The organism is Kitasatospora sp. NBC_01560 (assembly GCF_045208415.1).
Taxonomy (GTDB): domain Bacteria; phylum Actinomycetota; class Actinomycetes; order Streptomycetales; family Streptomycetaceae; genus Kitasatospora.
The window spans coordinates 4,222,651-4,245,855 of the sequence record NZ_CP109364.1; the positions used below are offsets into that span (position 1 = coordinate 4,222,651).

The following is a 23,205-nucleotide window of genomic DNA, read 5'->3' on the forward strand; positions in this document are numbered from 1 at the left end:
CTTTTGGGAGTCGGCTCGGTGACGGTTACACCTGAGTGGTCCCCCGCTCAGCACGCCCGAACGGGCTCGTTGTGCCGCCCCCGTACGTCCGTGAGGTTGAGCTTCCCGATGTCTTCCGTCCCGCCCATGGGGCCGGCCCTCCGCCGCCTCGCCGCCCGCGCGGCAACCCAGGCGGCGGCCTGGCAGCCCCGGCTCGGCCAGGCCGTCCGCACCCACGCCGCACCGCTGCGCGCGCTCACCGCGCCGCGGCACACCCTGCCCGGCGGCCCGCTCCGGGCCGACCGGCACCGCACCGCCACCGCGGTCGGCGCCAGCGTGGTGATACTGTCCGGCGCCCTGCTGGTCGCCGCCCCCGGCAGTGCCTCCGCCCGGACGGTCATACCCACCACCCCGGGCAGCTCGGCGTTCACCGTCCCGCAGGGCACGGCGCCCACCCCGGCCCTCGTCCAGGTGGCGGGCCCGAGTGCGTACAAGCTGGCGCACGAACAGGGGTCGGCGCAGGAGTCCGTGGCGGTCGCCGCCAACCTCCAGGCGCCCGAGCCGCCCGCCCCGCCGGCCCCCTCCGCGGACCAGGCGCCTGCCGCCGCGCCCGCACCCGAGCCCGCCCCGGCCCCGGCCCCGGCCCCCGCCCCCGCTCCGGCGCCCGAGTGGTCCGCCCCCGTCCCGGGCGCGCCGACCAGCAACCCGTACGGCGTGGCCAACCCCGAGTACGCGGCCGGGTACCACACCGGCGTGGACTTCGCGGTCAACCCCGGGACCCCGCTGCTCGCGGTCGGCAACGCCACCGTGGTGTCGGCCGGCTGGGACGGCGCGTACGGCAAGGAGGTCGTGCTGCGGCTCGCCGACGGCCGGTACGCGCAGTACGCGCACATGTCCTCGATCTCGGTCTCGGCGGGCGACCGGGTGTCCGCGGCCGAGCAGATCGGCCGCTCCGGGAACACCGGCAACTCGACCGGCCCGCACCTGCACTTCGAGATCCGCTCCAGCAACCACTACGGCAAGGTGGTCAACCCGATCGCGTACCTCTCCGGGCACGGCGTCACCGGGTTCTGAGCGCGCGCACACGGCGAGGGCCGGGGGCGGCCGGGTGTCCGGCCGCCCCCGGCCCTCGTGGCGTACGCCGGCCGTCCGCCGCGGCTCAGACCCGCGCCGCCGAGTGGTCGATCAGCCCGCCGATCTCCAACGCGACCAGCTGCGCCGCCGCCATCGCCTCCTCCGGGCTGCCGGCCGTCGCCGGACCGCCCCCGACGTGCTCGGGCCCCGCGCACTCGGCGGCGTCCTGCTTGAGGATGAACATCGCCGAGTTGATGGTGAACAGCGCCATGGTGGCGCGCAGCCGGTCCTCGAAGGTGGCGTCCGGGCCGTGCACCAGCCGGATGATCGCGATCACCCGCTCCTTGAACTCCAGCCCGGCCGGCGAGTCGCGCAGCGCGGGCTGGTTCTCGTGGAAGAAGCGCAGCAGCGGCGCCCGCTCCGACCCGCCCGCCGCGAACCGGCGGATCAGCTCGTCCCGGACCTCCGGCGTCCAGGGCTGCTCGCGGCCCCAGGCGATGATGTCGTCGATGGGTGCGGCCATGCCCTGCACGATGCCGTGGACGATGTCGTCCTTGGTCTTGAAGTGGTAGTAGAGCGCGGCCTTGGTGACGCCCAGCCGGTCGGCGATCTCGCGCAGCGCGGTCTGCTCGTACCCCTGCTCGGAGAAGAGCTCCAGTGCGACCGCGATGATGCGGGCCCGGGTGTCACTGCGAGGGCTGTGCGGAGTACCCATGGCCTGCCTCATTGACTGGGTCGGTGGACTGCTGCTCGTTCGCCGGGCACCTCCCGGCGCCCGCCCCCCGGGCCCATTCTCCCTGCCCAGGCCGCCGGCCGAGAAACTGGCTTGACGACCGGCTAGTGCACAACCTACCGTGCCGACGGTCAACAAACTAGCCGGGCGACAAGTAAGTGAGCCGCGAAGGCCCGACGGTCGTCCGATCCTGTCCGGGAGACACCACCCATGTCACAACCGAAGGCCGCCAACCCGGCACCGGAGAAGAAGACGGTCGAGGAGGAGGAGCAGCCGCGCTCCCCCCGTGAGATCCGCCTGGTCATGACCGGCCTGGTCGTCACCATGCTGCTGGCCATGCTCGACAACCTCATCGTCGGCACCGCGATGCCGACCATCGTCGGCGACCTCGGCGGTGCGGAGCACCTGTCCTGGGTGGTCACCGCCTACACCCTGGCCACCGCCGCCTCCACCCCGATCTGGGGCAAGCTCGGCGACCTCTACGGCCGCAAGGGCGTCTTCCTCACCTCCATCGTGATCTTCCTGGTCGGCTCCGCGCTGTCCGGCCTGTCGCAGAACATGAACGAGCTGATCGGCTTCCGCGCCCTCCAGGGCCTCGGCGCCGGCGGTCTGATGGTCGGCGTGATGTCGATCATGGGCGCGCTCGTCCCGCCGCGCGACCGCGGCAAGTACCAGGGCATGTTCGCCGCGGTGATGGCGCTCGCCACCATCGGCGGCCCGCTGGCCGGCGGCTTCATCACCGACCACCTGAGCTGGCACTGGACCTTCTACATCAACCTGCCGCTCGGCGTGGTCGCGCTGGCCGTCGTCGTCGTCACCCTGAAGCTGCCGAAGGTCCGCAACAAGGCCCGCATCGACTACCTCGGCGCGCTGCTGCTCACCACCGGCATCACCTCGCTCACCCTGATCACCACCTGGGGCGGGCAGGAGTACGCCTGGGGCTCCAAGCAGATCCTGGGCCTGGGCGCGCTGGCCGCCGCCACCCTGATCGCGTTCTGCTACGTCGAGCAGCGGGTGCAGGAGCCGATGCTCCCGCTCGACCTGTTCAAGAACCTCAACTTCACCCTGGTCTCGCTGATCGGCTTCGTCGTCGGCTTCGTGATGTTCGGCGCCACCGTCTTCCTGCCGCTCTACCAGCAGACCGTGCAGGGCGCCTCGGCGACCAACTCGGGCCTGCTGCTGATGCCGATGATGTTCGGCATGCTGGTCGTCTCCCTGGTCGTCGGCCAGGCGGTCACCAAGACCGGCAAGTACCGGATCTACCCGATCATCGGCACGATCGTGATGACCGCCGGCATGGTGCTGCTCTCCACCATGGGCACCGGGACCAGCAGCTTCACCTCGGCCTGCTGGATGGTCGTGCTCGGCGCCGGCATGGGCTTCCTGATGCAGATCACCATGCTGGTCGCGCAGAACAGCGTCGAGCTCAAGGACATGGGCGTGGCCAGCTCCACGGCCACCCTGTTCCGCACCATCGGCGGCTCCTTCGGTGTCGCGCTCTTCGGCGCGCTGTTCAACAACCGGGTGAGCGCGACCATGAAGGAGCGGCTCGGCGACGCGGCCGCCAACGGCGGCGGCAAGGGCGACCCGAGCCAGCTGAGCCCGGCCGCGCTCAAGGCGCTGCCCGCCCCGGTCCAGGACGCCTACCACCACGCGGTGGCCAACGGCATGCACACCGTCTTCCTCTGGGGCGCGGCCGTCGCCGTGGTCGCGGTCGCCGCCGCGGTCTTCATGCGCGAGGTCCCGCTGCGCGGCGCCGGTGCGCCGGCCGAGGACGGCGGCAAGGGTGCCGAGTCCAGCGTCGAGGCCGTCGCGATCTGACCTCGCGACCCGCTCGGCGAAGTCCCCCCTCCCGGCCCCGGGAGGGGGGACTCCGCCGTTCCCGGCCGGGCTGCTGTGCTGCGGGCCGCCGGACCCCGGTAAGGCCCCGGGGTTACTGCGGCAGGGTTACTGCGGCAGCCGGTAGAGGCCCGGCCCGGCCGGCTCCACCAGGCCGTCGGCCACCAGGCCGTCCAGCGCCCGGGCCCGCTGCACGTCGTCCGGCCAGACGGCGTCCAGCCGGGCCTGCTCGACCGTGCCGTGCTCGGCCCGCAGCACCGCCAGGAGCTTCCCGCGGACCTGCCGGTCCGTCCCCTCGTACGTCTGGCCGCGCCGGGCCGGGCCCTCGTACGGCGGGCAGCCGGCCCGCTGCCAGGCGCAGGCGGTGAACAGCGGGCAGCCGCCGCACTCCGGGCCGCGCGCCGTGCAGACCAGGGCGCCCAGCTCCATCACGGCGACCGCCCAGGTCGCCGCCGTCTCCCGGTCCTCGGGCAGCAGCGCGGTGGCGGTCCGCCGCTCGGCGGCCGTGGTGGCCTGCGCCGGGTACTCCACCCCCGTCACCGCGCGGGCGAATACCCGGCGGACGTTGGTGTCCAGCACCACGTGGCGCTGGGCGAACGCGAACGAGGCCACCGCGGCCGCCGTGTACTCGCCCACGCCGGGCAGCGAGAGCAGCGTCGCGTGGTCGTCCGGAACGTCACCGCCGTGCTCCTCGGTGATCGCCACCGCGGCCCCGTGCAGGCGCAGTGCCCGACGCGGGTAGCCGAGCCGGCCCCACATCCGGACGGCCTCGCCGGGCGCCTCGGCGGCGAGCGCCGCCGGCGTCGGCCAGCGCTCCAGCCAGGCCGTCCAGACCGGGAGCACCCGCTTGACCGGGGTCTGCTGGAGCATGAACTCGCTCACCATGACCGCCCAGGGCGAGGCCTCGGGGGTCCGCCAGGGCAGCTCCCGCGCGTGGGCCTCGTACCAGCCGAGGACGGTCGAGTGCAGCGCCGGCAGTGGCAGCGGCAGCGCAGCGGTGACGGGACGGGGGGCGGGGGTGGTGGTGATGGCAGCCATGGCCCTTCGATCCTCCCACGACCGGCACGCCGACCGAAGCGGAGTCAGTGGTTCCGGAAGGCCACGGAAAACCCCCGAACAGGCTCGCCCGAACGGCGCAAATGGCGGATCATGTGAAGGAAGGGGCGACTGTGCGGTGTTGGTGAGTCAACAGGCACACAGTGTCTCGTAGAGTTTGGGCGTGCCCTCTCTGCGTCAACCCGTGGGACCGCTGCCGGCCTCGATCTACTGGCGACGGCGCCTCGTCATGCTCGTCGCCGTCGCCGCGGTCGTCGCCCTGATCGTCTGGCTGATGTCCGATCAGGGCGGTGGTGACGACGGATCGGGCGGCAAGGCCGCCCAGGCGGTGCCGACCCAGTCCCAGGGCCCCGCCCAGGCGATCACACCCGGCGCGTCCCCGAGCGGCCCCGCGAACAACTCGCGCCCCGGCAGCGGAGGGACGGGCGGCGCCAACCCCGGCGGCGGCGCGGTCTCGGGCTCCGGCGGCGGCGACGTCAGCCTCAGCACCGGCGGCACGGGCGGTGCGCCCAACCCGGCCCCCGCCACGGGCGGCGCGGCGGGCGGCGGCGCGGCAGGTGCGGCGGCCGGCGGCAGTGCGGCCGGTGCGGCGGCCGGCGGCGGTTCGGGCGGCGCGGCCGGCGGCGGCGGGACCCCCGCGGTGAACACCGCCGACGTGATGGCGCTGCCCGTCTGCGCCTCCTCGCAGGTGACGCTGGAGCTGGCCAGTGCCCAGAACTCCTACCAGCCGAAGGACCGGCCGAAGCTGGCCCTGACCGTCCACAACTCGGCCGGCGCCAACTGCCGGGTCGACCTCGGCCGGACCGCCTCCGCGATCACCGTGACGGCCAGCAACGGCGAGCGGATCTGGTCCTCCGGCGACTGCCCGTCCGACCGCGGCAGCAGCTGGGTGCAGATCCCGGCGAACGGCGGCCTGACCGAGACGTTCACCTGGGACCGCAGCCGGAGCAGGCAGCAGTGCGCCACCGCCGACCAGGCGGCCGCGCCGGCCGGCACCTACCTGGTGGTCGCCGACCTCACCGGTCTCTCCGGCGGCCAGGTGTCGGCGCGGTCCTCGATCCGCCTGGAGAACTGACGGGCCACCGCTCCGGCCCGCCCGGGAGCCCCGCCCGGGAGCCCCGCGCCGCCCGAGAACCAGCTTGCCCCGGGAACCACCCCGCCCCGGGAATCCGCCCCGAAGCCCCGGCCCCGCGCCGGGGCTTCGGCACGTCGCCCCGGGCCGCGACCGCACGGATCCCGCCCCGCACACCGACGAGGACGGACTGCGCGTCACCCGGTGACCGCCGGGGAGCGCCCGCACGGGGACGGCCCCCGGGGTGTGCTCCCCAGGGGCCGTGCAGGTGCCCGTTCGCGGGCCGGTCGCCCGGCACCGCCGGACGTGGCCGCCGTCAGACGTAGCGCTCCAGGATGGACGATTCGGCAAGGCGGGACAGGCCCTCGCGGACCGAACGGGCCCGGGTCTCGCCGACGCCCTCGACCGTCTGCAGATCGTCGATGCTGGCCGCCAGCAGCTTCTGCAGCCCGCCGAAGTGCTCGACCAGCCGCTCTATCACCGTGTTAGGCAGCCGCGGGATCTTGGCCAGCAGCCGGTAGCCGCGCGGCGAGACCGCCGAGTCCAGCGACTCCGGCGTGCCCGAGTAGCCGAGCGCCTTGGCCACCGTCTGCAGGTCGAGCAGCTCGGCGTGGGTGAGCGCCTCCAGGTCGGCCAGCACCTCGGTGACCGTCCGGCCCTTCTTGGCGGCCCGCTCCGGGAAGTAGTCCCGGGCGACCAGCTCGCGCTCCGGCTCCACTCCGGCGATCAGCTCGTCCAGCTGGAGCGAGAGCAGCCGGCCGTCGATGCCGAGCTCCAGCACGTAGCCGGCGATCTCGGTCGCGATCAGCCGGACCATCTCCAGCCGCTGGGCGACGGCGGTGACGTCCCGGACCGTCACCAGGTCCTCGATCTCCAGGGCGGAGAGCGTGCCGGCCACCTCGTCCAGCCGGAGCTTGTAGCGCTCCAGGGTGGCCAGCGCCTGGTTGGCCCGGGACAGCACGGTGGTGGAGTCCTCCAGCACCCGGCGGGTGCCGTTGACGTACATCGCGATCAGCCGCATCGAGTGCGAGACCGCGACCACCGGGAACCCGGTCTGCCGGTTGACCCGCTCCGCGGTGCGGTGCCGGGTACCGGTCTCGTCGGTGGGGATGGTGGAGTCCGGCATCAGGTGCACCCCGGCCCGGACGATCTTGGTGATGTCCTTGTCCAGCACCACGGCGCCGTCGAGCTTGCACAGCTCGCGCAGCCTGGTCGCGGTGAACTCGACGTCCAGGACGAAGCCACCCGTGCAGATCGACTCGACCGTCTTGTCGAAGCCGAGCACGATCAGCCCACCGGTGTTGGCCCGCAGCACCCGTTCCAGGCCGTCACGCAGCCCCGTTCCGGGCGCGATGGCGGTGAGGGAGGCCCGCAGCAGGGCCTCCTCGCGGGAGGACTTGTCCGCCCGGTCGCTGGCTGCCACGTGACTCCTCCGGTCGACCCCGTACCGCGCGCCTCGCGCCGTGCGCCGGCCTACGGTCTGTCGCTCTGTCGCTTAGTACTGCCTTTTCGCCAATAGACAGGGGAAAGTCTAACTGCGTGCGGCTTCGGCAGGGCTTGGGTCAGCGCAGTTCGTCGGAGTCGACCGGCTCCCACCCCTCCATCAGCTCCTCCGGGTAGGCCGTGACGGGCGGTGCGGCGGCGGCCCGGCGCGGGGTGGGCGGCGCCGACGGTGCCTCACCACGCGGCTTGGCAGCGGCCCGGCGGCGGCCCGGGATCGCCCGCAGCGCCTCGCCGATGTCGGCCACCTCGACCACCTTCATGCCGGGCGGGACCTTGCCCGGGTCCGGCGGGACGAGGGCGTGGGTGAAGCCCAGCCGGTGGGCCTCGGCCAGCCGCCGCTGCACGCCCGTCACCCGCCGGACCTCGCCCGCCAGGCCGACCTCGCCGATCGCCACCAGGTTGCTCGGGAGCGGGGTGTCGGAGGAGGAACTGGCCACCGCGAGCGCGATCGCGAGGTCGGCCGACGGCTCGCTCAGCTTCACCCCGCCGACCGTCGCGGTGTAGATGTCCTGCTTGCCGAGCTTGACCCCGCCGTGGCGCTCCACCACGGCCAGGATCATCGCGATCCGGGGCGACTCCAGGCCCGAGGTGGTCCGGCGCGGGGACGGGATCTGCGAGTCCACCATCAGCGCCTGCACCTCCGCGACCAGCGGCCGCTTGCCCTCCAGGGTGACGGTCAGGCAGGTACCGGGCACGGGCTTGTCACGCCTGGTCAGGAAGAGGCCCGACGGGTCGGCCAGACCGGCGATGCCCTCGTCGTGCAGCTCGAAGCAGCCCACCTCGTCGGTGGCCCCGTACCGGTTCTTCACGCCGCGGATCAGCCGTAGCCGGGCGTGCCGGTCCCCCTCGAAGCTCAGCACGACGTCCACCAGGTGCTCCAGCAGGCGGGGGCCGGCGATCTGGCCGTCCTTGGTGACGTGGCCGACCAGCAGGGTGGCCATGCCGCGGTCCTTGGACGCCCGGATCAGCGCGCCCGCCACCTCACGGACCTGGGCCGGGCCGCCGGGGGCGCCGTCCAGCTCGGCGGAGGCGATGGTCTGCACCGAGTCCAGGATCAGCAGGCCGGGGCCGACCGTCTCGATGTGCCCGAGGACGGCGCCGAGATCGGACTCGGCGGCCAGGTAGAGGTGGTCGGAGAGGGCGTTGATCCGGTCCGCGCGCAGCCGGACCTGGCCGGCCGACTCCTCGCCCGTGACGTAGAGCGTGCGGTGCTGCGCGCTCGCCGCCTTCGCCGCGACGTCCAGCAGCAGGGTGGACTTGCCCACGCCGGGCTCGCCGGCCAGCAGCACCACGGCGCCGGGGACGAGGCCGCCACCGAGCACCCGGTCCAGCTCGGGCACGCCGGTGGAGCGGGCCGTCGCCACCTGGCCGTCCACCTGGGCGATCGGGCGGGCGGGCGCGCTGACCGGGCCGGCGGCCGTCGTCCGGACCGGCACCGCGCCGTACTCCTCGACCGTCCCCCAGGCGTTGCACTCCGGGCAGCGGCCGACCCACTTCGGCAGCTGGTTGCCGCACTCGGTGCAGCGGTAGGCCGGGCGCGGCTTGGCGGTGGTCTTGGTACGGGCAGCCATGCGGTCACCGTAGCGCCTGGCTCCGACAACGGGCCGCGGACGGGGCTCGCGCGAGGGCGCGGACGGCGGCGCGGGGCGCGGTGCGGGGGCTCGGGCGGCGGTACGGGGCTCGCACAAGGTCCACGAACGGGCGATGTTGTTACCCGAAAGAAGTACAACAGCAGGGAATGGCCGGGGTGGCGGGCTCCGGCTCTCTACCGTCGGACGGGTGACAACGCGTACTGAAGGGCCGCGCGACCCCGTGCTCGCGGCGTACGAGCGGCAGGTGGACGGCCTGTTCACCTACTGCCTCTCGGTGCTGTGCGAGCACGACGCGGCCGCCGCCGCCCTGTGCGAGGTGCGCGAGCTGGCCCTGCGGCACGGCGCGCGGCTGGCGGAGCCCGGGCTGGTGCGGCCCTGGCTGTACTCGCTCGCCCGGTACTGCTGCCTGCGACGGCTGGGCGAGGGGGCCGGATCCGGCGGCGCCCCGGTCTCCGGGGCCGAACGGCCGGGCCTCTCCGTGGCGGGACCGGGTCGGCACGCAGCGGAAGGGCCGGACCGCCACGCGGCCGGGGGGCCGGGTCGGCACGCGGCCGGGGCGCCCGGCACGGCCGCGCTCCCGGCCGCGGAGGCGGCCCGGCGGCGGCGCGAGCTGTCCTCACTGGCCTGGCCGGAGGCGGCCGGCACCGATCCCGAGCAGCGCGAGGCGCTGGAGCTGTCCGTCCGCCACCGGCTCAGCCCGATCGAGGTGGCGGCCGTCCTGGGCGTCCCGTTCGACACCGCCCGCGCACTGCTCACCTCGGCCGAGGCCGAGGTCGGCCGGACGAGGGCGGCACTGCTGGTGCTCGGCGTCGGCAGCTGCCCCGAGCTGGACCGGCTCGGCGGGGCCGGGGCCGAGAGCTGGCGGGACTGGGTGCTCGGCCCGGCGCTGCGCCGGGAGCTGGTGCAGCACGTGGTGGACTGCCCGACCTGCCGGGGCACGGCCGAGCGGGTGGCCGGCGAGGTGACGGAGGGGACGGCGGGCCTCTCGGGCCTGCCGGTGCTCGCGGCACCGGCGGCACCGGCCGGGCCGGTGGCCGTGGCCGACCGGGCCGGACCGGACGGCGGGACCGCGACGGCGAGCGGGGTGCTGTTCCTGCCGGGTACGGCCGGCCCTCTGCCCGGACGGCGGTCGGCGCTCCCGGCGCCGGTGGTCGAGCCGGGCCTGCGGTTCGACCAGGGCGGGTTCCCGCGCCACCGCGCGCCGGACGCGGGCCGGGCGCTCGCGGTGCGCCGTCGGGTGGTGACCACCGGGGTGCTGGCCGCGGTGCTGGCCGCCCCGGTGGTCGCGCTCTGGGCCGGTCACCGGGGCGGCGGCGGGGCCGGTGCGGCGGCGGCCGTCTCCTCCGTCCGGGTGGAGGACGACCGGCGGGCCGGGCTCCGGCCGGACGGCACCGGGGCGGTCGGGCCCGGGCAGGAGGGGCGGGCCGGGCAGGTCGGCGGGGCCGTGGGCGCCGTCGGGGCGGTCCCGCTGGTGGCGGGCCTGGAGTTGGCCGGGGCCGGCCCCGTGAGTGCAGAAACGTTGCTTCGGGGGGTCCCGGGTGGCCCCGCGCTCCAGGGCCCGGCCGTGCCGGTGCCCGCACACGGTGCGACCCCGCTGGGCAGCCCGACCCTGGTCGCCGCACCGGCGCCCGCCGCCGGCCCCGGGACGGCGCCCGCACCGGCCGGCCTGCTGACCGTCGAGGCCGGCGAGTACGGCAGCCGGACGGTGCTCACCCTCACCAACTCCGGCACCACCGAGATCCGCTGGCATGCCGAGGTGGATGCGGGCTGGCTCCGGCTCAGCCGGGACGCCGGGACGCTCGCCCCCGGCCAGCGGATCACCGTGATCGTCACCGTCGACGAGGACCTCGCCCCGGCCACGCACTGGACCGCGCGGATCGCGCTGCCGCCCTCCCAGGCCGTGGTCACCCTGGACGGCGGCCCGCACCACCGGGGCGGCTCCACCTCGGCCCCGGCCGATCCGACGGCGGACCCGACAGCGCCTCCGACGGCGCCTCCGACCGCGGGGCCGACGGCAGGCCCGACGGCCGGGCCGACCGGACCGGGGACACCCGCACCGGGCGGCACGCCGTCCGGCGGAGCGACCGCCGCACCGACCGGGCCGGGCCCGACGGCCGGGCCGTCCGCACCGCCGTCCTCCCCCACCGGTACGGCCGCACCGCACCCGTCCGGCTCGCCGTCCCCGAGCGCGCCGGCCACCGCCCCGCCCTCGTCGTCACCGGCCTCGGGGGGCGCCTCCGCCCCGGCCGGTACCGGGGCCGCATCGCCGCACTGAGCTGTTCCGGGGGTCCCTCGGGCGCCGTCCTGAGCCGCTCGCCCCCGAGCCCCTCCTCCGGACCCGCCCGCAGGAGGCCCCGGCCCGGGGCGGGCGGCTCAGACCCGCCGGATCGGCGGCACCCGGTAACTGCCGTCCAGGGCCTCCGGCGTCGGCTGGTAGAGCCGGATGATCGGGCGGAACCCGCCCTCCGGGGTGGGCAGCCAGTTCGCCGCCCCCTCCGGATCGGCCGGCCGTTCGTGCTGGAGCCGGAGCGTCAGCGAGCCGTCCGCGGCGTACCGCAGGCCGGGGGTCCGGTCGCCGATCGAGTGGCGGGCGATCGGGTTCGCCACCAGGCGCTGGTCCGGCAGGCCGTACAGGGTGACGGACCAGAACGCCCCGGCCGGCGGCGGCCGGTCGAAGCGCAGCGTGTAGCAGTGGGCGCCGCTCAGCGGGCGGCCGTCGGCGTCGTCGTGGGTGGTCGCGTGCACCGCCTCGTACGCGTGGCTGCCCCAGAGCCCGGACCGGGCGGCGGCGGCCCGGCTGAGGTACGCGGCCCGGCGGTCGGGGATGCGCCACTCGGGGTCGTCGAGCGTGCCGGGGCCGAGGAAGTCGACGTTGTAGTCGAACAGGTGCAGCGTGGAGTGCCACGCGCCGGGCGGGTGGTCCTCCGGCGGCCGGACGGCGTCCTCGACCCGTTCGCGACCGGCCGCCAGGCCCTTGAGCAGCGCGAGTGTCCACTCGGGTGCGGCGGCCCGGTACGGCGACGGGCCGGCGTCCAGCAGGCCCAGCGGGGCGAACCGGTACTGGTAGTCGACGTCCGCCGCGGCGGGCGGGAAGGCCGCCATCCAGACCCGGAGCCGTTCGAAGAACGCCAGCCGCTCGGGCACCTCCGGGTCCGGCTCGGGCAGCCCGGCGGCCGGCCCGCCCGGCTCCAGCGGCTCCAGCCTCAGCCCGTCCTGGAGGGCCCGGACTCGCGGCAGGTCGTCCGGCCCGGTGCAGGCGAAGCGGCCGACGACGGTGGCCACGACGGTCGGCGCGACGATCACGTGCTCGTGGCCGGCGGCGCTGCCGTGCCACTCCGGCGGAACGATCAGCCACGTCTGCGCCGCGGTGCCGCCGGCCCGCCGGCCGACGTAGGCGAAGTTGTCGGTCCACGCGTCGACGAACTGCAGGACGTAGTACGCGCCTGCGGTGTCCGGCACGTGCAGCACCTGCGGCCCCTCGGAGAGGTCGAGCTGCGCGATCGAGTAAACGGTGTCGATGTTGACGGCGGCGAACGGGTCCTCCGGGCCCGCCAGCCGGGTGGCGTGGCTGATCCGGTTGAACGGAGCCGCCGGCAGGACACCCGTGCCGCCCCCGGTGAAGCACTCGACCATGGTGAGACCGGAGACCAGCGGATAGCCGTAGACGTAGGCGTCCGCGGCCAGCGCCTCCAGCTCGGGCTGGGTCATCGGAGTCGTCCTTCCCGGGTCCCGGCGGGGGGCTGTGGCGGGGCTGTGGCGGGGGTGCGGCGAGGGCCGGCGCGGGGTGCGGCGAGGCCGGCAGGGGTACGGCGGGCCGGGTCAGCGCGGGGTGAGCGGTGGGAGCGTCCAGCGGCCGTCGAGGGCCGACGCGTCCGGGCCGTAGAGCCGGATGACCACGGTGAACGGGCCGTCCGGCGCGGGCAGCCAGTTGGCCGAGTGCTGGGCGTCGGCGGGCCGCTTGTGCTGGACGTAGAGGGTCAGGCCGCCGTCCCGGTCGCGGACCAGCCCCGGGGTGCGGTCGCCGATCGAGTAGCGGTCCAGGGGGTTGTCGACCAGCTGGCGGTCCGGGAGCGTGTACATGGTGGCCGACCAGAAGAACCGCGCGGGCGGCAGCCGGTCCGGCTCGAAGCGCAGCACGTAGTCGTGGTCGCTCGCGTCCGGCGGCCGGTTGCCCGCGCTGTCGGCGAGCCAGCCGGCGTACCAGGCCTCCTCCGCCGGCAGCCCGTACAGGCCCATCTTCGCGCCGACGGCCTGCCGCAGGTACGCGGTGCCGAGCTGCTCGCGGGTGCCGAAGAGCCCGGACGAGCCGGTGGTGCGGGCGGCCTCACGCTCCAGCTCGGCCCGGCCGTCGGCGATGCCGCGCTCGATCTCGGCGCGGACCGCGAGCGGCAGCGTGGCCGGCTCGAACTCGCCGCGCCCGTCGATGCCGAGGTCGGTCAGCCGGCCGCGCAGGTCCGCCTCGGCGGGGAGCACCGGGAAGAAGCCGAGCAGGAAGTCGAGGAAGCTGAAGTACTCGACGGTGTCCATCACCTCCTCGCGCCAGACCGGCCAGACCGGGTACGGGACCGGCCGGGGCGCCGGGGTGCCGGCGTACTCGTGCAGCGGGCGCAGCCGGTACTGCTGCTGGATCCCCTGCAGTTCCTCGACCGCCTCGGGTGAGGGGTCGGCGAGGTAGGTGCGGCCGACGATGCCGATCAGCCGGGTCGCGGTGCGGACGACGCTCCTGATGCCCGGCGGCACCTCCCCCTGCCAGCCGGGCCCGGCCACCAGGTGGTCGCCCGGCTCCGGGCCGGTGGCCCGGGCGCCGACGAACCCGGCGTACACGGTGTCGAGTTCGTGCAGCGGCAGGACGTAGTAGCGCTCCTCGGCGGGGACGGAGAGCACCCAGGGCTCGGCCCGCAGGTCGAGCCAGGCCCAGGAGTAGGGCGTGTCGTTGTTGGGGGTGACGACGTCGGTGTTGGCCGGGGTGAACGGCTGTGAGTAGTGCCGGAAGACACCGAAGCCGCCGACGTACTTCGGGTCGGCGTCGTCCACCGCCTGCGCGTACATGGTGCGGTAGTTCTGAAGGATCGGATAGCCGCGGACCCAGGCCTCGGCGGCGGTCGCACGGATGGTGGCCGGGTCCACGAGTGCCGGGTTGACCATGCTGTCGCTCTCCCCAGTGCCGGAGCTTGCCTGCGCGTCGGAACGCCGTCCTGCCGGAACGCCGTGCCGCCGGAACGCCGTCCTGCCGGGGCGTCACCGCCGGTGGACGTCGCCCGTCGCCGGGGCGTCACCGTCGGAGCAGGTCCCGTCGAGCGCGGCCCGCCGGAACGGATGCCCGCAGGTCGGACATATCGGTACACCGGGATGCTATGCGGCCCCCGGGGGATCAGCACCTCGGCCGGGCGGGGATCGCTCCGGGACCGCAGCACCGTCGCGGGCAGGCTCCCGCAGGCGGCCACCGGGCCGCACCGGCGCTCCCGGACCCTCCGCCGAGAGCGAACGTGCGCACGCGGAGCAGCCGATTGGGCACTCTGATCGGTATGAAGATCCTCCTGCTCGGCGGTTCGTCCTTCCTCGGACGCGCCTTCGCCTCCGAAGCCCTCGACCGGGGCCACGAGGTGACCACCTTCAACCGCGGCCGGTCGCACGGTGACCTGCCGGGTGTCGAGACCGTCCGGGGCGACCGCGACTCGGCCGACGACCTGGCCCGCCTCGCCGATGGCCGGCACTGGGACGCCGTCGTGGACACCTCGGCCCAGCAGCCCGCCCAGGCCGCGATCTCCGCCCGCCTGCTGCACGGGCACGCCGACCACTACACCTTCGTCTCCTCGGTGCACGCCTTCGCCGGCTGGCCGGCCGAGGTGGTGGACGAGGGCTCCCCGCTGCACCCCTGCCCGGCCGACACCCCGCCCGGGCAGCCCGCCGGCAATGCGCTGAAGGCGGGCTGCGAGCGCGCGGTGCTGGAGCACTTCGGTGCCGGGCGGACGCTCGTGCTCAACAGCGGGCTGCTGATCGGCCCGTACGAGAACGGGGGCCGGCTGCCCTGGTGGCTGGAGCGGATGGCCCGCGGCGGGCCGGTGCTGGCGCCCGGCGACCCGGACCGGGCCATGCAGCTGATCGACGTTCGCGACTTCGCCGCCTTCGGCCTCGACCTGCTGACCGCCGGACACACCGGTCGCTACCTCACCACCGCCCCGCCCGGGAACGTCACCTTCGGGGAGTTCCTCGCCACCTGCCGCGAGGTGGTCGGCGCACCGGCCGACGGCAGCGCGCCCGCCGAGCTGGTCTGGGCCGGGGACGGCGCGCTGCTCGCCGAGGGCCCGGACAGCGTCCTGCCATGGCTGGAGCTCCCGCTCTGGTCGCCCGACGCACCGGAGATGTCGGCCGTCTGGCTCGCCGACACCTCCCGGGCGCAGGCAGCCGGCCTGCACTGCCGACCGTTCGCCGAGACCGCCCGGGACACCTGGGCCTGGCTCGGGGAGCGCGGGCCCGCGGAGGACACCGACGCCGACGGCCGCAAGGGCCGCAAGGGGGCCGAACACCGGCAGGGGATCGCCCCGGAGAAGGAGCGGCGGATCCTCGCGGCGTTGTCGGCACGCGGAACGGCGGACGGAGCCTGACAGCCGCCCGACCGTTGCCTGCCGGGTCGGTACAGGCGCCGGAGCGGGACGTCGGACCGGCCGACGTCCCGTACGCCGGCCCCGCCGTCAGTGGGTGCGGCGGGTGACCAACTCGGCGAGGGCGAGCAGTTCGTCGGCGGCGGACGGCTCGGGCACCGCCGTGGCCAGCTGGCCGAGCGCCGCGGCCATCCGCTCGCAGGACTCCCCCTGGGCCCAGCTGCGCCCGCCCGCCCCGTCGACGGCGGCCGCACAGCGGATCAACTCCGCCGGGCTGAGCGGGCGTTCCAGCGCGTACAGCTCGGCCAGGACGCTCCCCTCGGCCGTCCCCGAACCGAGCGCCGCCACCACCGGCAGCGACTTCTTCCGCGCGACCAGGTCCGCCCCGACCGGCTTGCCGGTGACCGCCGGATCGCCCCAGATCCCGATCAGGTCGTCGATCAGCTGGAACGCCAGGCCGATCTCGCGGCCGAAGCCGTCCATCGCCTGCGCCGCCTCCTCCGAGGCGCCCGCGTACCGCGCGCCGATCGCGCAGGCGGCGCCGAGCAGTGCGCCCGTCTTGGCCTCCGCCATCGCCAGGCACTCGGCGAGCGAAACGTCACTGCGCTGCTCGAAGGCGCAGTCGATCTGCTGCCCCTCGCAGAGCTCGACCACGCAGTCGGTCAGCCGCCGGACGGCGCCCTGGGCGGCCGGGTGGGTGTCCTCGGCGAGCAGCCGCAGCGCCAGCGAGTGCATGGCGTCCCCCGCGAGGATCGCCTCGGTGGTGCCGAACACCCGCCAGGCGGTCGGGCGGTGGCGCCTGGTCTCGTCGCGGTCGATGACGTCGTCGTGGAGCAGGGTGAAGTTGTGCACCAGCTCGACGGCGGCCGCCGCCGCGGTGGCCGGGGCCGGGCCGCCGCCGAGGGCCTGGCCGGCGGCCAGGACGAGTGCCGGCCTGATGGCCTTGCCGGAGGGTGCGGCGACCGGTGTGCCGTCCGCCTCCCACCAGCCGAAGTGGTAGCCGGCCACCTTGCGCATCGAGCCGGGCAGCGAGTCGACGGCGGCGCGCAGCACCGGGTCCACCAGACCGCGGGCGCGAGCGAGGACGTCCTCCGCCTCGTGCCCCTCACGGTGGTCCCGTTCCAGCGTGAAGATTCCCATGGGTTTTCCCCCCTGATGTGGCGATGGGCGCCGCCCGGCCGGGTGGGCCCCGGCCGGGCGGCGCGAGCCGGATCGGCCCCGGTCAGTCGTGGTGGTGCGCGATGTCGACGTTCTCCAGGACGCCGACCGCGTCGGGCACCAGAATGGCGGCGGAGTAGTAGGCGCTCACCAGGTAGGAAATGATGGCCTTCTCGCTGATTCCCATGAACCGGACCGAAAGGCTCGGCTGGTATTCATCGGGAATTCCGGTCTGGTGCAGCCCGATGACGCCCTGGTTCTCCTCCCCGGTGCGCAGCGCGAGGATCGAGCTGGTGTGACCGCCGACGATCGGGATCTTGTTGCACGGGAACACCGGCACCCCGCGCCAGCCGAAGACCTGCTTGCCCTGCACCTCGACGGTGTCCGGGTAGAGGCCGCGACGGCTGCACTCCCGCCCGAGGGCGGCGATCGTCCGGGGGTGGGCGAGGAACATCTTGGTGGAGCGCCGCCGGCTCAGCAGCTCGTCCATGTCGTCCGGGGTGGGCGGGCCCGAATGGGTCTGGATCCGCTGGTCGTAGGCGGCGTTCCGCAGCAGCCCGAACTCCGGGTTGTTGACCAGCTCGTCCTCCTGGCGCTCGCGCAGCGCCTCGATGGTCAGCCGGAGCTGGTGCTCGGTCTGGTTCATCGGCTGGTTGTAGAGGTCGGCGACCCGGCTGTGCACCTTGAGCACCGTCTGCGCGACGCTCAGCTCGTACTCGCGCGGCTTCAGCTCGTAGTCCACGAAGGCACCGGGCAGTTCGAACTCGCCCCGGTGGCCGGCGGAGAGGTCGATCGCCGCCTCACCGTGCTTGTTCTGTGCCTGCTGGAAGCCCTCCAGGTACTCCATGATCTGCAGCTGGAGTGCGTCGGAGCGGTCCGCGAGCTCCTGGAACGCGGCCCAGGAGAGCGTCAGCACCGTACCGGCGGTGGCGGCCTTCACCGTGTACGGCCAGGCGCCCTCCTCCTGCTGGAGCGCCTCGTCGCCGAGGTGGTCGCCGTCGGCCAGGGTGCCGACCACCGTCGGCTCCCCGTACTTTCCCGTTCCCAACCGGTCGAGCTTGCCGTGCGCGATGATGAAGACCTCGTCGATCGGCGCCCCGGCCGCGACCAGCACCTCACCGGCGGAGAACTCGCGTTGGACGAAGCGACCGGCCAGCTCCTCCAGGACGGCGTCGTCCGGGAATCCGCGCAGCACCGGCACCTCGCGCAGCGACGGCGGGACGATCCGCACCTCGGAGCCGGTCTGCGCGAAGCTCACCCGCCCACGGCCGACCGAGTAGCGCAGGCGCCGGTTGACCCGGTAGGTACCACCGGACACCTGGACCCACGGAAGCATCCTGAGCAGCCAGCGCGGGCTGATGCCCTGCATCTGCGGCGCGGACTTGGTGGTGGTCGCGAGATTCCGCGCACCGGCCGTGTCGAGACTCTGCTGCTGCCGGGACAGCGGCTCGCCGCCCGGTGCAGGAATACCGACGTTGGTTTCGGTCGACATACGAAGCCCTTCGCATACCCGATGAGGTGTCGCCTTGCAACACTCATGATGAGGCCATTCAGGGGGCTCCACAATCACTCTTTCGAGTGGTCGGGATAACCGAACAAAGAGGATGACTAGATCATTTGATCGATAATCATTCGATCATTGTTCGAATTCTTGAGAATGCCGCCCCCGAAAACTCCCCCGCCCGTCGGGCCCCGGCCGGATCCCGGTCGAGCGCCGGCCGGATCCCGACCGGACCGGGACGGGACCGCGCGCGGGCCCCGGCCGGGCCCGCGGACGGCCGCCCGCACGCCGGCCGCCCCGCACCCACCCCGCGTTCACGCTCGCGCAAGGGGCCGCTAAGGTGCCACCTCAAAGGGCCACGGGGCCAGTAGGCGAGTGCGGCCGCACCGGATGCCCTCCCCCTCGTTCACCCCTGCCCTGGGAGGCCGTCATGAGCGCCCCCGTACGTGTCTGGCTCAACCGCACCTACGCCGAGAACATCTTCTTCATCGAACAGCTGCGCGATGCCCCGCGGCCGGTGGAGATCCACGCCACCCACGTCGACCCGGACTCCCCCGTGCTCGCCGCCGCCGACCACGCCGCCCTGGAACCCGGCGGCCTCACCCCCGACGCCTACGTCGCCTACGCCCTCGACTTCTGCGCCCGGCACGCCATCGACGTCTTCCTTCCCCGGCTCAACCAGCTCGCGATATCCCTGCACCACCAGGAGTTCGAGGCCATCGGCACCGCGCTGATCTGCCCGCCCGCCACTGCGATAGCCGCCTTCGACAGCAAGGCGGACGGCTACGCGGCGATCGCCGCGGCCGGCCTGCCCACCCCGCCCTGGTGGCAGGTCCGCACCGCCGCCGACCTGCACTCCGCCGTCGACCGGATCGAGGCCGCCGGGCTCACCGCCTGCCTCAAGCCCGTCTCCGGCGCCGGCGGCGAGGGCTTCCGGGTACTCACCCGCGAACCCTTCGGCCTGCACCGGCTGGCCGGCTGGGACAGCACGGTCCAGGTCGACCAGGTGGCCACCGCCCTGGAGGCCGCCGCGGCCGCCGCGGCGGCGGGCGGGACGGACGAACCGGTCGACCTGCTCGTGATGCCCTACCTGGAGGGCCCCGAGATCTCGGTGGACTGCCTCGCCGACCGCGACGGCACCCTGCTCGCCGCCGTCGGCCGCAGCAAGCACCGCCGCCGCCGCAGCTTCACCACCGCACCGGCGTACCTGGAGCCCGCACGGCGGGTGGTCGAGTCCACCGGGATGGCCTACCTGTCCAACGTGCAGTTCCGCCACCTGGCCGGCGAGCCGGTGGTCATCGACGTGAACACCCGACCCTCCGGCGGCCTCCACCAGCTGCGGCTGTGCGGCCTCAACCTGCCTTGGAACGCGGTGCAGTTGGCGCTCGGCGAGCGGCCCGACACGGACCGGGCCGGGGAGCTGGCCGGGATCGCGTACACGCTGGTCTCCGGCGTCCAGCCGGTACTGCCGCGCCAGGCGCAGTTCGCCCGGGGCTTCGCCCCGGGCGAGCTCGTGCACTGAGCCCCGGGGCGGTCGGGACGGGCCGGGGCGGTCGGAGCGGGTCGGGGCAGGCCCGGCCGGGCGGTCGGGGCAGGCCCGGCCGGGCGGGCCGGTCAGGACGGACGGGGGGCCGGTCGGCCACCCGGTCAGAGCGGGCCGGTCCAGTCCAGGGTCGGCTCCAGTACGCCCTCCAGGGTGAGCAGCCAGCGCTTCACGTCGATCCCGACCCGGCCGCCGCCGAAGCCGCCGATCCCGTCCGCCGCCACCACCCGGTGGCACGGCACCAGCAGCGCGACGGGATTGGCGGCCATCATCTGCCCGACCGTCCGGGCCGCCAGCCCGGGCTCCGTCACACCCTCGAACACGCCACTGCGGGAGGCCAGCTCGCCGTACGTGATGGTCCGCCCGAACGGCACGTCGCGCAGCAGCGTCTGCAGCACCGCGCGGTGCGGCCCGGCGCTCAGGCTCCAGTCGATCGGAAGTCCCAACTCGCGGCTCCGCCCGGCCAGGTAGTCACCGATCCGGCCGTTCACGGCGGTGATCCTCGACTCGTCCGTGCACTGCGGCAGCTCGCCGCCCGCCTGACCGAGGTACCCCGCGGCCGCCACGCCCAGCGGTGTCACCGCGATGTGCATCGGCCCGCTCGGCAGCGGCGTCTCCACCGTCAGCCAGGACATCGGGACGGGCTTGCTTGCGGACTGCGGTCCGGACTGCGGCATCTGCGGGTCCCCACCCTCCTCCTCCGGGCCGGCCGCCGGCCGAGCCGGCGCCCGGAAGGCGCGCGAGGACCACCCGCCCCGCGCGCCATCGTACGACTCCGGCCGCTCCCGCACGCCTCGGTCAGCGCCGCCCCTTCAGCTCCGCGGCGAGCCCCCGCGACCAGCGCGACAGCTCCGCGCGGTCCGGTGCCCGCCCCTCGCAGAGGGCGCCGAGCTGGGCGTCGTTGATCCGGTTCGGTCCGGGGATCTCCAGCAGATAGGCGAGCTCCTCCAGCACCGTGGCGAGCCGCTTGGCGTCCGCGTGGTCCAGGGCGACCGCCGCGTCGTGATGGCTGATGGTTGAAGAACCGGGCATGGCCAACCTCCTCCGTTCGCCCCCGCACTCCCTCCACCGTACGACCGCCCCGGCCACCGTGCGCCCGCGGCGGGGCAACGGCCCGGCACCCGCGGCGGCGGTCACCGGGGCGCCCGGTCACCGGGGTGGTCCGGCCGGACGCGGTCCGCAGCGGCCGCACCGCCCCGGGCCGGCCCCGGCAGCTGCTCCCAGCGCCGTCGGCCCACCGCCGGGACGGCCAACACCACTGCCCCGGCGGCGAGTTGCCACAGTGCGCCGAAGCCGAGCACGGTCGCCGTACCCACCCGGTCCGCCAGTGGGCCGGCCGCCGCCAGACCGGCCGGCCCGAGCACGAACGCCCCCAGCCCGCCGAACGCGGTGACCCGGGCCAGGACCTCGGCCGGCACCCAGGCCTGCATGGTGGCCGCGTAGAGCGCGCCGCAGACCGCCGACCCGACCCCCGCCACCAGCGCCGCGGCCGCCGTCCAGGGCAGCGGCGCACCCACCGCGAGCGCCGCCGAGGGCAGCGCCCAGCCGAAGGTCGCCACGGTCGCCACCGCGAGCGGCCGGGCCGGCCGGCGGCCCAGCATCAGCAGGCCGCCCAGCACCGCGCCGGCCCCGTACACCCCCATCACCAGGCCCCAGCCGCGCGCACCCCCGAGGGAGCGCTGCGCGGTCAGTGGTCCGAGCACCAGGAACGGCGCCCAGACCAGCAGGTTGAAGAACCCCATCTGCAGCGTGGTGATCCAGAGCCAGGGCCGCGACCGGAACTCCGACCACCCCTCGCGCAGATCCGTCAGGAGCGAGCCCCCCGCCCCCGGCTCCGCCGGTGCGGCCACCCGGAGCCGGACCAGCGCCAGCGCGCCGACCCCGTACGTGACCGCGTCGACCAGCAGCACCGCCGCCGGACCGGACACCGCCACCAGCACCCCCGCAGCCGCCGGACCGGCCACCGTGGCCACCGAACGCGCCAGCCCCAGCAGGGTGTTGGCGTCCGCCAGGCGGGCCCGGTCCCGCACCAGCGCCGGCACCAGGGCCCCCAGCGCGGGGAGGAAGACGCCTTCGCCGAACCCCCAGAGCGCGACCAGCACCACCATCACCCCGACCGACGCGTGCCCGGTCGCCAGGGCCACCGCGAACAGCCCCTGCACCCCGCAGCGGAGCACGTCCGCGACCAGCATCACCCGCCTGCTGCCGAGCCGGTCGGCGGCCACCCCGCCGGCCGCCATGACCAGCACGATCGGCAGGATCCGGGCCGCCATCACCCAGCCGAGCCCGCTTCCGCCGCCGCCGGCACCGAGCACCGCGAAGGCGACCGCCACCGGCGCCATCGAGGAACCGAGCAAGGACGTCGCGTACCCGAGGAAGAACCACCTGACATCACGCTCGCGCAACACGGCGAGCCGATTGCCCAGCCGCTGCCGGCGGGCCGGAATCCGTTCCGTTTCCACTGCCATGGGCCGCAAGTCTGCCCTCGCCCCGAAGCCCCGCTCAAGGCTTTTCGGCGAAAACTTGAGCCTTGAGCCATCAATTCTTTCCGATCTCTCGACAGCCGCAGTAAATACCCCCAACTAACGGCTTCCACCTGCTGTTTACTGCGATCGGAAGCGCTACCCTTCACCTGTTCGAGAAAGCTTGAGAGGCTCATTTACTGCGGGAAGGCGAGACCTCGATGACCACCCGCCCACCGGTCGAGTACGCCGTCGCCGTCGACCGCTACCTGACCGCCGCCGCGCTCGGCACCGCCTCCCGGCGGATCTACCGGATCGCCCTCGACACCTGGGCCTGGGCACTGGCCGACCGCCCCGCCCCCGCCGGCCCCGAACGCCGCCGCGCCCGGCCGCCCGTCCTCCCACTCGCCCTGCTGGACCACCCCGACGCCGCCACCCGCCTCCGGTCCGCCGTCACCCACCGCACCGCCGTCACCGACCCGCGCACGCTCAACCGCGAACTCTCCACCCTGCGCGCCGCCATCGCCTGGTGGCGCACCCAGGGCTGGATCCGCACCGACCCCACCGCCGGGCTCCGCCCGCTCCCCCTCCCCGAAACCGGCGGTACCACCCCGCTGACCCCCGACGAGCTGCACACCGTCCTCACCCGCCGCGCACCGCTGCGCGAACAGGCGCTCTGGCACCTGCTCCACGAGAGCGGCGCCACCATCGAGACCGCCCTGGCCCTCGACACCGACGACCTCGACCTCCCGGGCCGCCGCACCCACCCCTCGGCCCCGCCGGTCCACTGGCGGGCCGGCACCGCCCGCCTGCTCCCGCTCCTCCTCGCGGGCCGCACCACCGGCCCGCTCTTCCTCACCGACCGCCGAGCCCCCGCCACCACCCCGGCCGCCGACCGCTGCCCCCACACCGGCCGCGCCCGCCTCTCCTACCGCCGCGCCGCCGAACTCTTCACCACCCACCACCCCGGCCTGACCCTCGCCCGCCTCCGCCCGGCACACCACTGACCCCGCCGCAGGCAGCCGGTCGGGCAGTGCTGGCGGAGCCCTGAACGGCCGCCGCGGGAAGGGTCGTTGTCACCCGGAGATGTC

18 protein-coding genes are annotated in these 23,205 nt (G+C 74.8%); 7 read left to right on the plus strand and 11 right to left on the minus strand.

The genetic code is table 11. The features are described from left to right. The first annotated feature begins 126 nt into the window (after positions 1-126). Positions 127-1,053, plus strand: a complete 927-nt coding sequence (locus tag OH807_RS18290) for a peptidoglycan DD-metalloendopeptidase family protein (protein ID WP_406199946.1) — start codon at positions 127-129, stop codon at positions 1,051-1,053. Between the two features lie 85 nt (positions 1,054-1,138). On the opposite strand, the gene OH807_RS18295 is transcribed toward OH807_RS18290, so the two are convergent. Further along, complete coding sequence (locus tag OH807_RS18295; RefSeq protein WP_406199948.1) at positions 1,139-1,768, minus strand: TetR/AcrR family transcriptional regulator; 630 nt, start codon at positions 1,766-1,768, stop codon at positions 1,139-1,141. Positions 1,769-1,996: 228 nt separating this feature from the next. On the opposite strand from OH807_RS18295, the gene OH807_RS18300 reads away from it, so the two are divergent. Then, entirely contained in the window at positions 1,997-3,607 is a 1,611-nt protein-coding gene (locus OH807_RS18300) for an MDR family MFS transporter (protein ID WP_406199950.1), read from the plus strand. A gap of 126 nt (positions 3,608-3,733) precedes the next feature. Here OH807_RS18300 and OH807_RS18305 read toward each other — a convergent pair whose 3' ends face one another. After that, complete coding sequence (locus tag OH807_RS18305; RefSeq protein WP_406199953.1) at positions 3,734-4,663, minus strand: A/G-specific adenine glycosylase; 930 nt, start codon at positions 4,661-4,663, stop codon at positions 3,734-3,736. A gap of 181 nt (positions 4,664-4,844) precedes the next feature. Between OH807_RS18305 and OH807_RS18310 the strand changes: the two genes are divergently transcribed. Then, positions 4,845-5,756 carry a hypothetical protein gene (locus OH807_RS18310; protein ID WP_406199955.1) on the plus strand — a complete coding sequence of 304 codons (912 nt, stop codon included), beginning with the start codon at positions 4,845-4,847 and terminating at the stop codon, positions 5,754-5,756. 313 nt (positions 5,757-6,069) lie between these two features. Here OH807_RS18310 and disA read toward each other — a convergent pair whose 3' ends face one another. Both disA and radA read right to left on the minus strand, forming a co-directional pair. Further along, positions 6,070-7,128: a DNA integrity scanning diadenylate cyclase DisA gene (gene disA / locus OH807_RS18315; RefSeq protein ID WP_238863804.1), complete on the minus strand. Its 1,059-nt coding sequence runs from the start codon at positions 7,126-7,128 to the stop codon at positions 6,070-6,072. Between the two features lie 187 nt (positions 7,129-7,315). Beyond that, the gene (gene radA / locus OH807_RS18320) at positions 7,316-8,827 is read right to left on the minus strand and encodes a DNA repair protein RadA (RefSeq protein ID WP_406199957.1); all 1,512 of its coding nucleotides are present in this window, start codon (positions 8,825-8,827) and stop codon (positions 7,316-7,318) included. Between the two features lie 208 nt (positions 8,828-9,035). Here radA and OH807_RS18325 point away from each other — a divergent pair, with 208 nt between their 5' ends. Continuing rightward, positions 9,036-11,123 (plus strand): BACON domain-containing protein, encoded by a 2,088-nt coding sequence (locus OH807_RS18325; RefSeq protein ID WP_406199959.1) that lies wholly within the window; start codon positions 9,036-9,038, stop codon positions 11,121-11,123. A gap of 98 nt (positions 11,124-11,221) precedes the next feature. Here the strand turns inward: OH807_RS18325 and OH807_RS18330 are convergent, their stop codons facing one another. Beyond that, positions 11,222-12,556, minus strand: a complete 1,335-nt coding sequence (locus OH807_RS18330) for a DUF1254 domain-containing protein (RefSeq protein ID WP_406199961.1) — start codon at positions 12,554-12,556, stop codon at positions 11,222-11,224. A gap of 111 nt (positions 12,557-12,667) precedes the next feature. After that, entirely contained in the window at positions 12,668-13,993 is a 1,326-nt protein-coding gene (locus OH807_RS18335; RefSeq protein ID WP_406199963.1) for a DUF1254 domain-containing protein, read from the minus strand. A 380-nt stretch (positions 13,994-14,373) separates the two neighbouring features. Between OH807_RS18335 and OH807_RS18340 the strand changes: the two genes are divergently transcribed. Beyond that, positions 14,374-15,453, plus strand: a complete 1,080-nt coding sequence (locus OH807_RS18340; RefSeq protein ID WP_406199965.1) for an NAD-dependent epimerase/dehydratase family protein — start codon at positions 14,374-14,376, stop codon at positions 15,451-15,453. A gap of 87 nt (positions 15,454-15,540) precedes the next feature. On the opposite strand, the gene OH807_RS18345 is transcribed toward OH807_RS18340, so the two are convergent. Continuing rightward, complete coding sequence (locus OH807_RS18345; RefSeq protein ID WP_406199968.1) at positions 15,541-16,590, minus strand: family 2 encapsulin nanocompartment cargo protein polyprenyl transferase; 1,050 nt, start codon at positions 16,588-16,590, stop codon at positions 15,541-15,543. Between the two features lie 82 nt (positions 16,591-16,672). Then, positions 16,673-18,100: a family 2B encapsulin nanocompartment shell protein gene (locus OH807_RS18350; protein WP_406199971.1), complete on the minus strand. Its 1,428-nt coding sequence runs from the start codon at positions 18,098-18,100 to the stop codon at positions 16,673-16,675. 439 nt (positions 18,101-18,539) lie between these two features. On the opposite strand from OH807_RS18350, the gene OH807_RS18355 reads away from it, so the two are divergent. Continuing rightward, on the plus strand, positions 18,540-19,631 hold the full coding sequence (locus tag OH807_RS18355) for an ATP-grasp domain-containing protein (RefSeq protein ID WP_406199974.1): 1,092 nt from the start codon (positions 18,540-18,542) through the stop codon (positions 19,629-19,631). A 125-nt stretch (positions 19,632-19,756) separates the two neighbouring features. Here the strand turns inward: OH807_RS18355 and OH807_RS18360 are convergent, their stop codons facing one another. From OH807_RS18360 to OH807_RS18370, 3 genes are all read right to left on the minus strand, one after another. Continuing rightward, positions 19,757-20,329 carry a methylated-DNA--[protein]-cysteine S-methyltransferase gene (locus OH807_RS18360; protein WP_406199976.1) on the minus strand — a complete coding sequence of 191 codons (573 nt, stop codon included), beginning with the start codon at positions 20,327-20,329 and terminating at the stop codon, positions 19,757-19,759. A gap of 121 nt (positions 20,330-20,450) precedes the next feature. After that, positions 20,451-20,684, minus strand: coding sequence for a hypothetical protein (locus tag OH807_RS18365; protein WP_406199978.1), 234 nt, complete (start codon positions 20,682-20,684; stop codon positions 20,451-20,453). A 101-nt stretch (positions 20,685-20,785) separates the two neighbouring features. Further along, positions 20,786-22,120, minus strand: a complete 1,335-nt coding sequence (locus tag OH807_RS18370) for an MFS transporter (RefSeq protein ID WP_406199980.1) — start codon at positions 22,118-22,120, stop codon at positions 20,786-20,788. Positions 22,121-22,335: 215 nt separating this feature from the next. Here OH807_RS18370 and OH807_RS18375 point away from each other — a divergent pair, with 215 nt between their 5' ends. After that, a complete protein-coding gene (locus OH807_RS18375) occupies positions 22,336-23,121 on the plus strand; it encodes a hypothetical protein (protein ID WP_406199983.1) in 786 nt (261 codons plus the stop codon). Positions 23,122-23,205 lie beyond the last annotated feature (84 nt).

Bases quoted from the DNA above. Each gene is read 5' to 3' on its own strand.
- OH807_RS18300 (WP_406199950.1), top strand. From the start codon at position 1,997: ATGTCACAACCGAAGGCCGCCAACCCGGCACCGGAGAAGAAGACGGTC.
- OH807_RS18345 (WP_406199968.1), bottom strand. From the start codon at position 16,590: ATGGGAATCTTCACGCTGGAACGGGACCACCGTGAGGGGCACGAGGCG.
- OH807_RS18370 (WP_406199980.1), bottom strand. From the start codon at position 22,120: ATGGCAGTGGAAACGGAACGGATTCCGGCCCGCCGGCAGCGGCTGGGC.
- radA (WP_406199957.1), bottom strand. From the start codon at position 8,827: ATGGCTGCCCGTACCAAGACCACCGCCAAGCCGCGCCCGGCCTACCGC.
- OH807_RS18305 (WP_406199953.1), bottom strand. From the start codon at position 4,663: ATGGCTGCCATCACCACCACCCCCGCCCCCCGTCCCGTCACCGCTGCG.
- OH807_RS18340 (WP_406199965.1), top strand. From the start codon at position 14,374: ATGAAGATCCTCCTGCTCGGCGGTTCGTCCTTCCTCGGACGCGCCTTC.
- OH807_RS18290 (WP_406199946.1), top strand. From the start codon at position 127: ATGGGGCCGGCCCTCCGCCGCCTCGCCGCCCGCGCGGCAACCCAGGCG.
- OH807_RS18365 (WP_406199978.1), bottom strand. From the start codon at position 20,684: ATGCCCGGTTCTTCAACCATCAGCCATCACGACGCGGCGGTCGCCCTG.
- OH807_RS18335 (WP_406199963.1), bottom strand. From the start codon at position 13,993: ATGGTCAACCCGGCACTCGTGGACCCGGCCACCATCCGTGCGACCGCC.
- OH807_RS18375 (WP_406199983.1), top strand. From the start codon at position 22,336: ATGACCACCCGCCCACCGGTCGAGTACGCCGTCGCCGTCGACCGCTAC.
- OH807_RS18350 (WP_406199971.1), bottom strand. From the start codon at position 18,100: ATGTCGACCGAAACCAACGTCGGTATTCCTGCACCGGGCGGCGAGCCG.
- OH807_RS18355 (WP_406199974.1), top strand. From the start codon at position 18,540: ATGAGCGCCCCCGTACGTGTCTGGCTCAACCGCACCTACGCCGAGAAC.
- OH807_RS18360 (WP_406199976.1), bottom strand. From the start codon at position 20,329: ATGCCGCAGTCCGGACCGCAGTCCGCAAGCAAGCCCGTCCCGATGTCC.
- OH807_RS18295 (WP_406199948.1), bottom strand. From the start codon at position 1,768: ATGGGTACTCCGCACAGCCCTCGCAGTGACACCCGGGCCCGCATCATC.
- OH807_RS18330 (WP_406199961.1), bottom strand. From the start codon at position 12,556: ATGACCCAGCCCGAGCTGGAGGCGCTGGCCGCGGACGCCTACGTCTAC.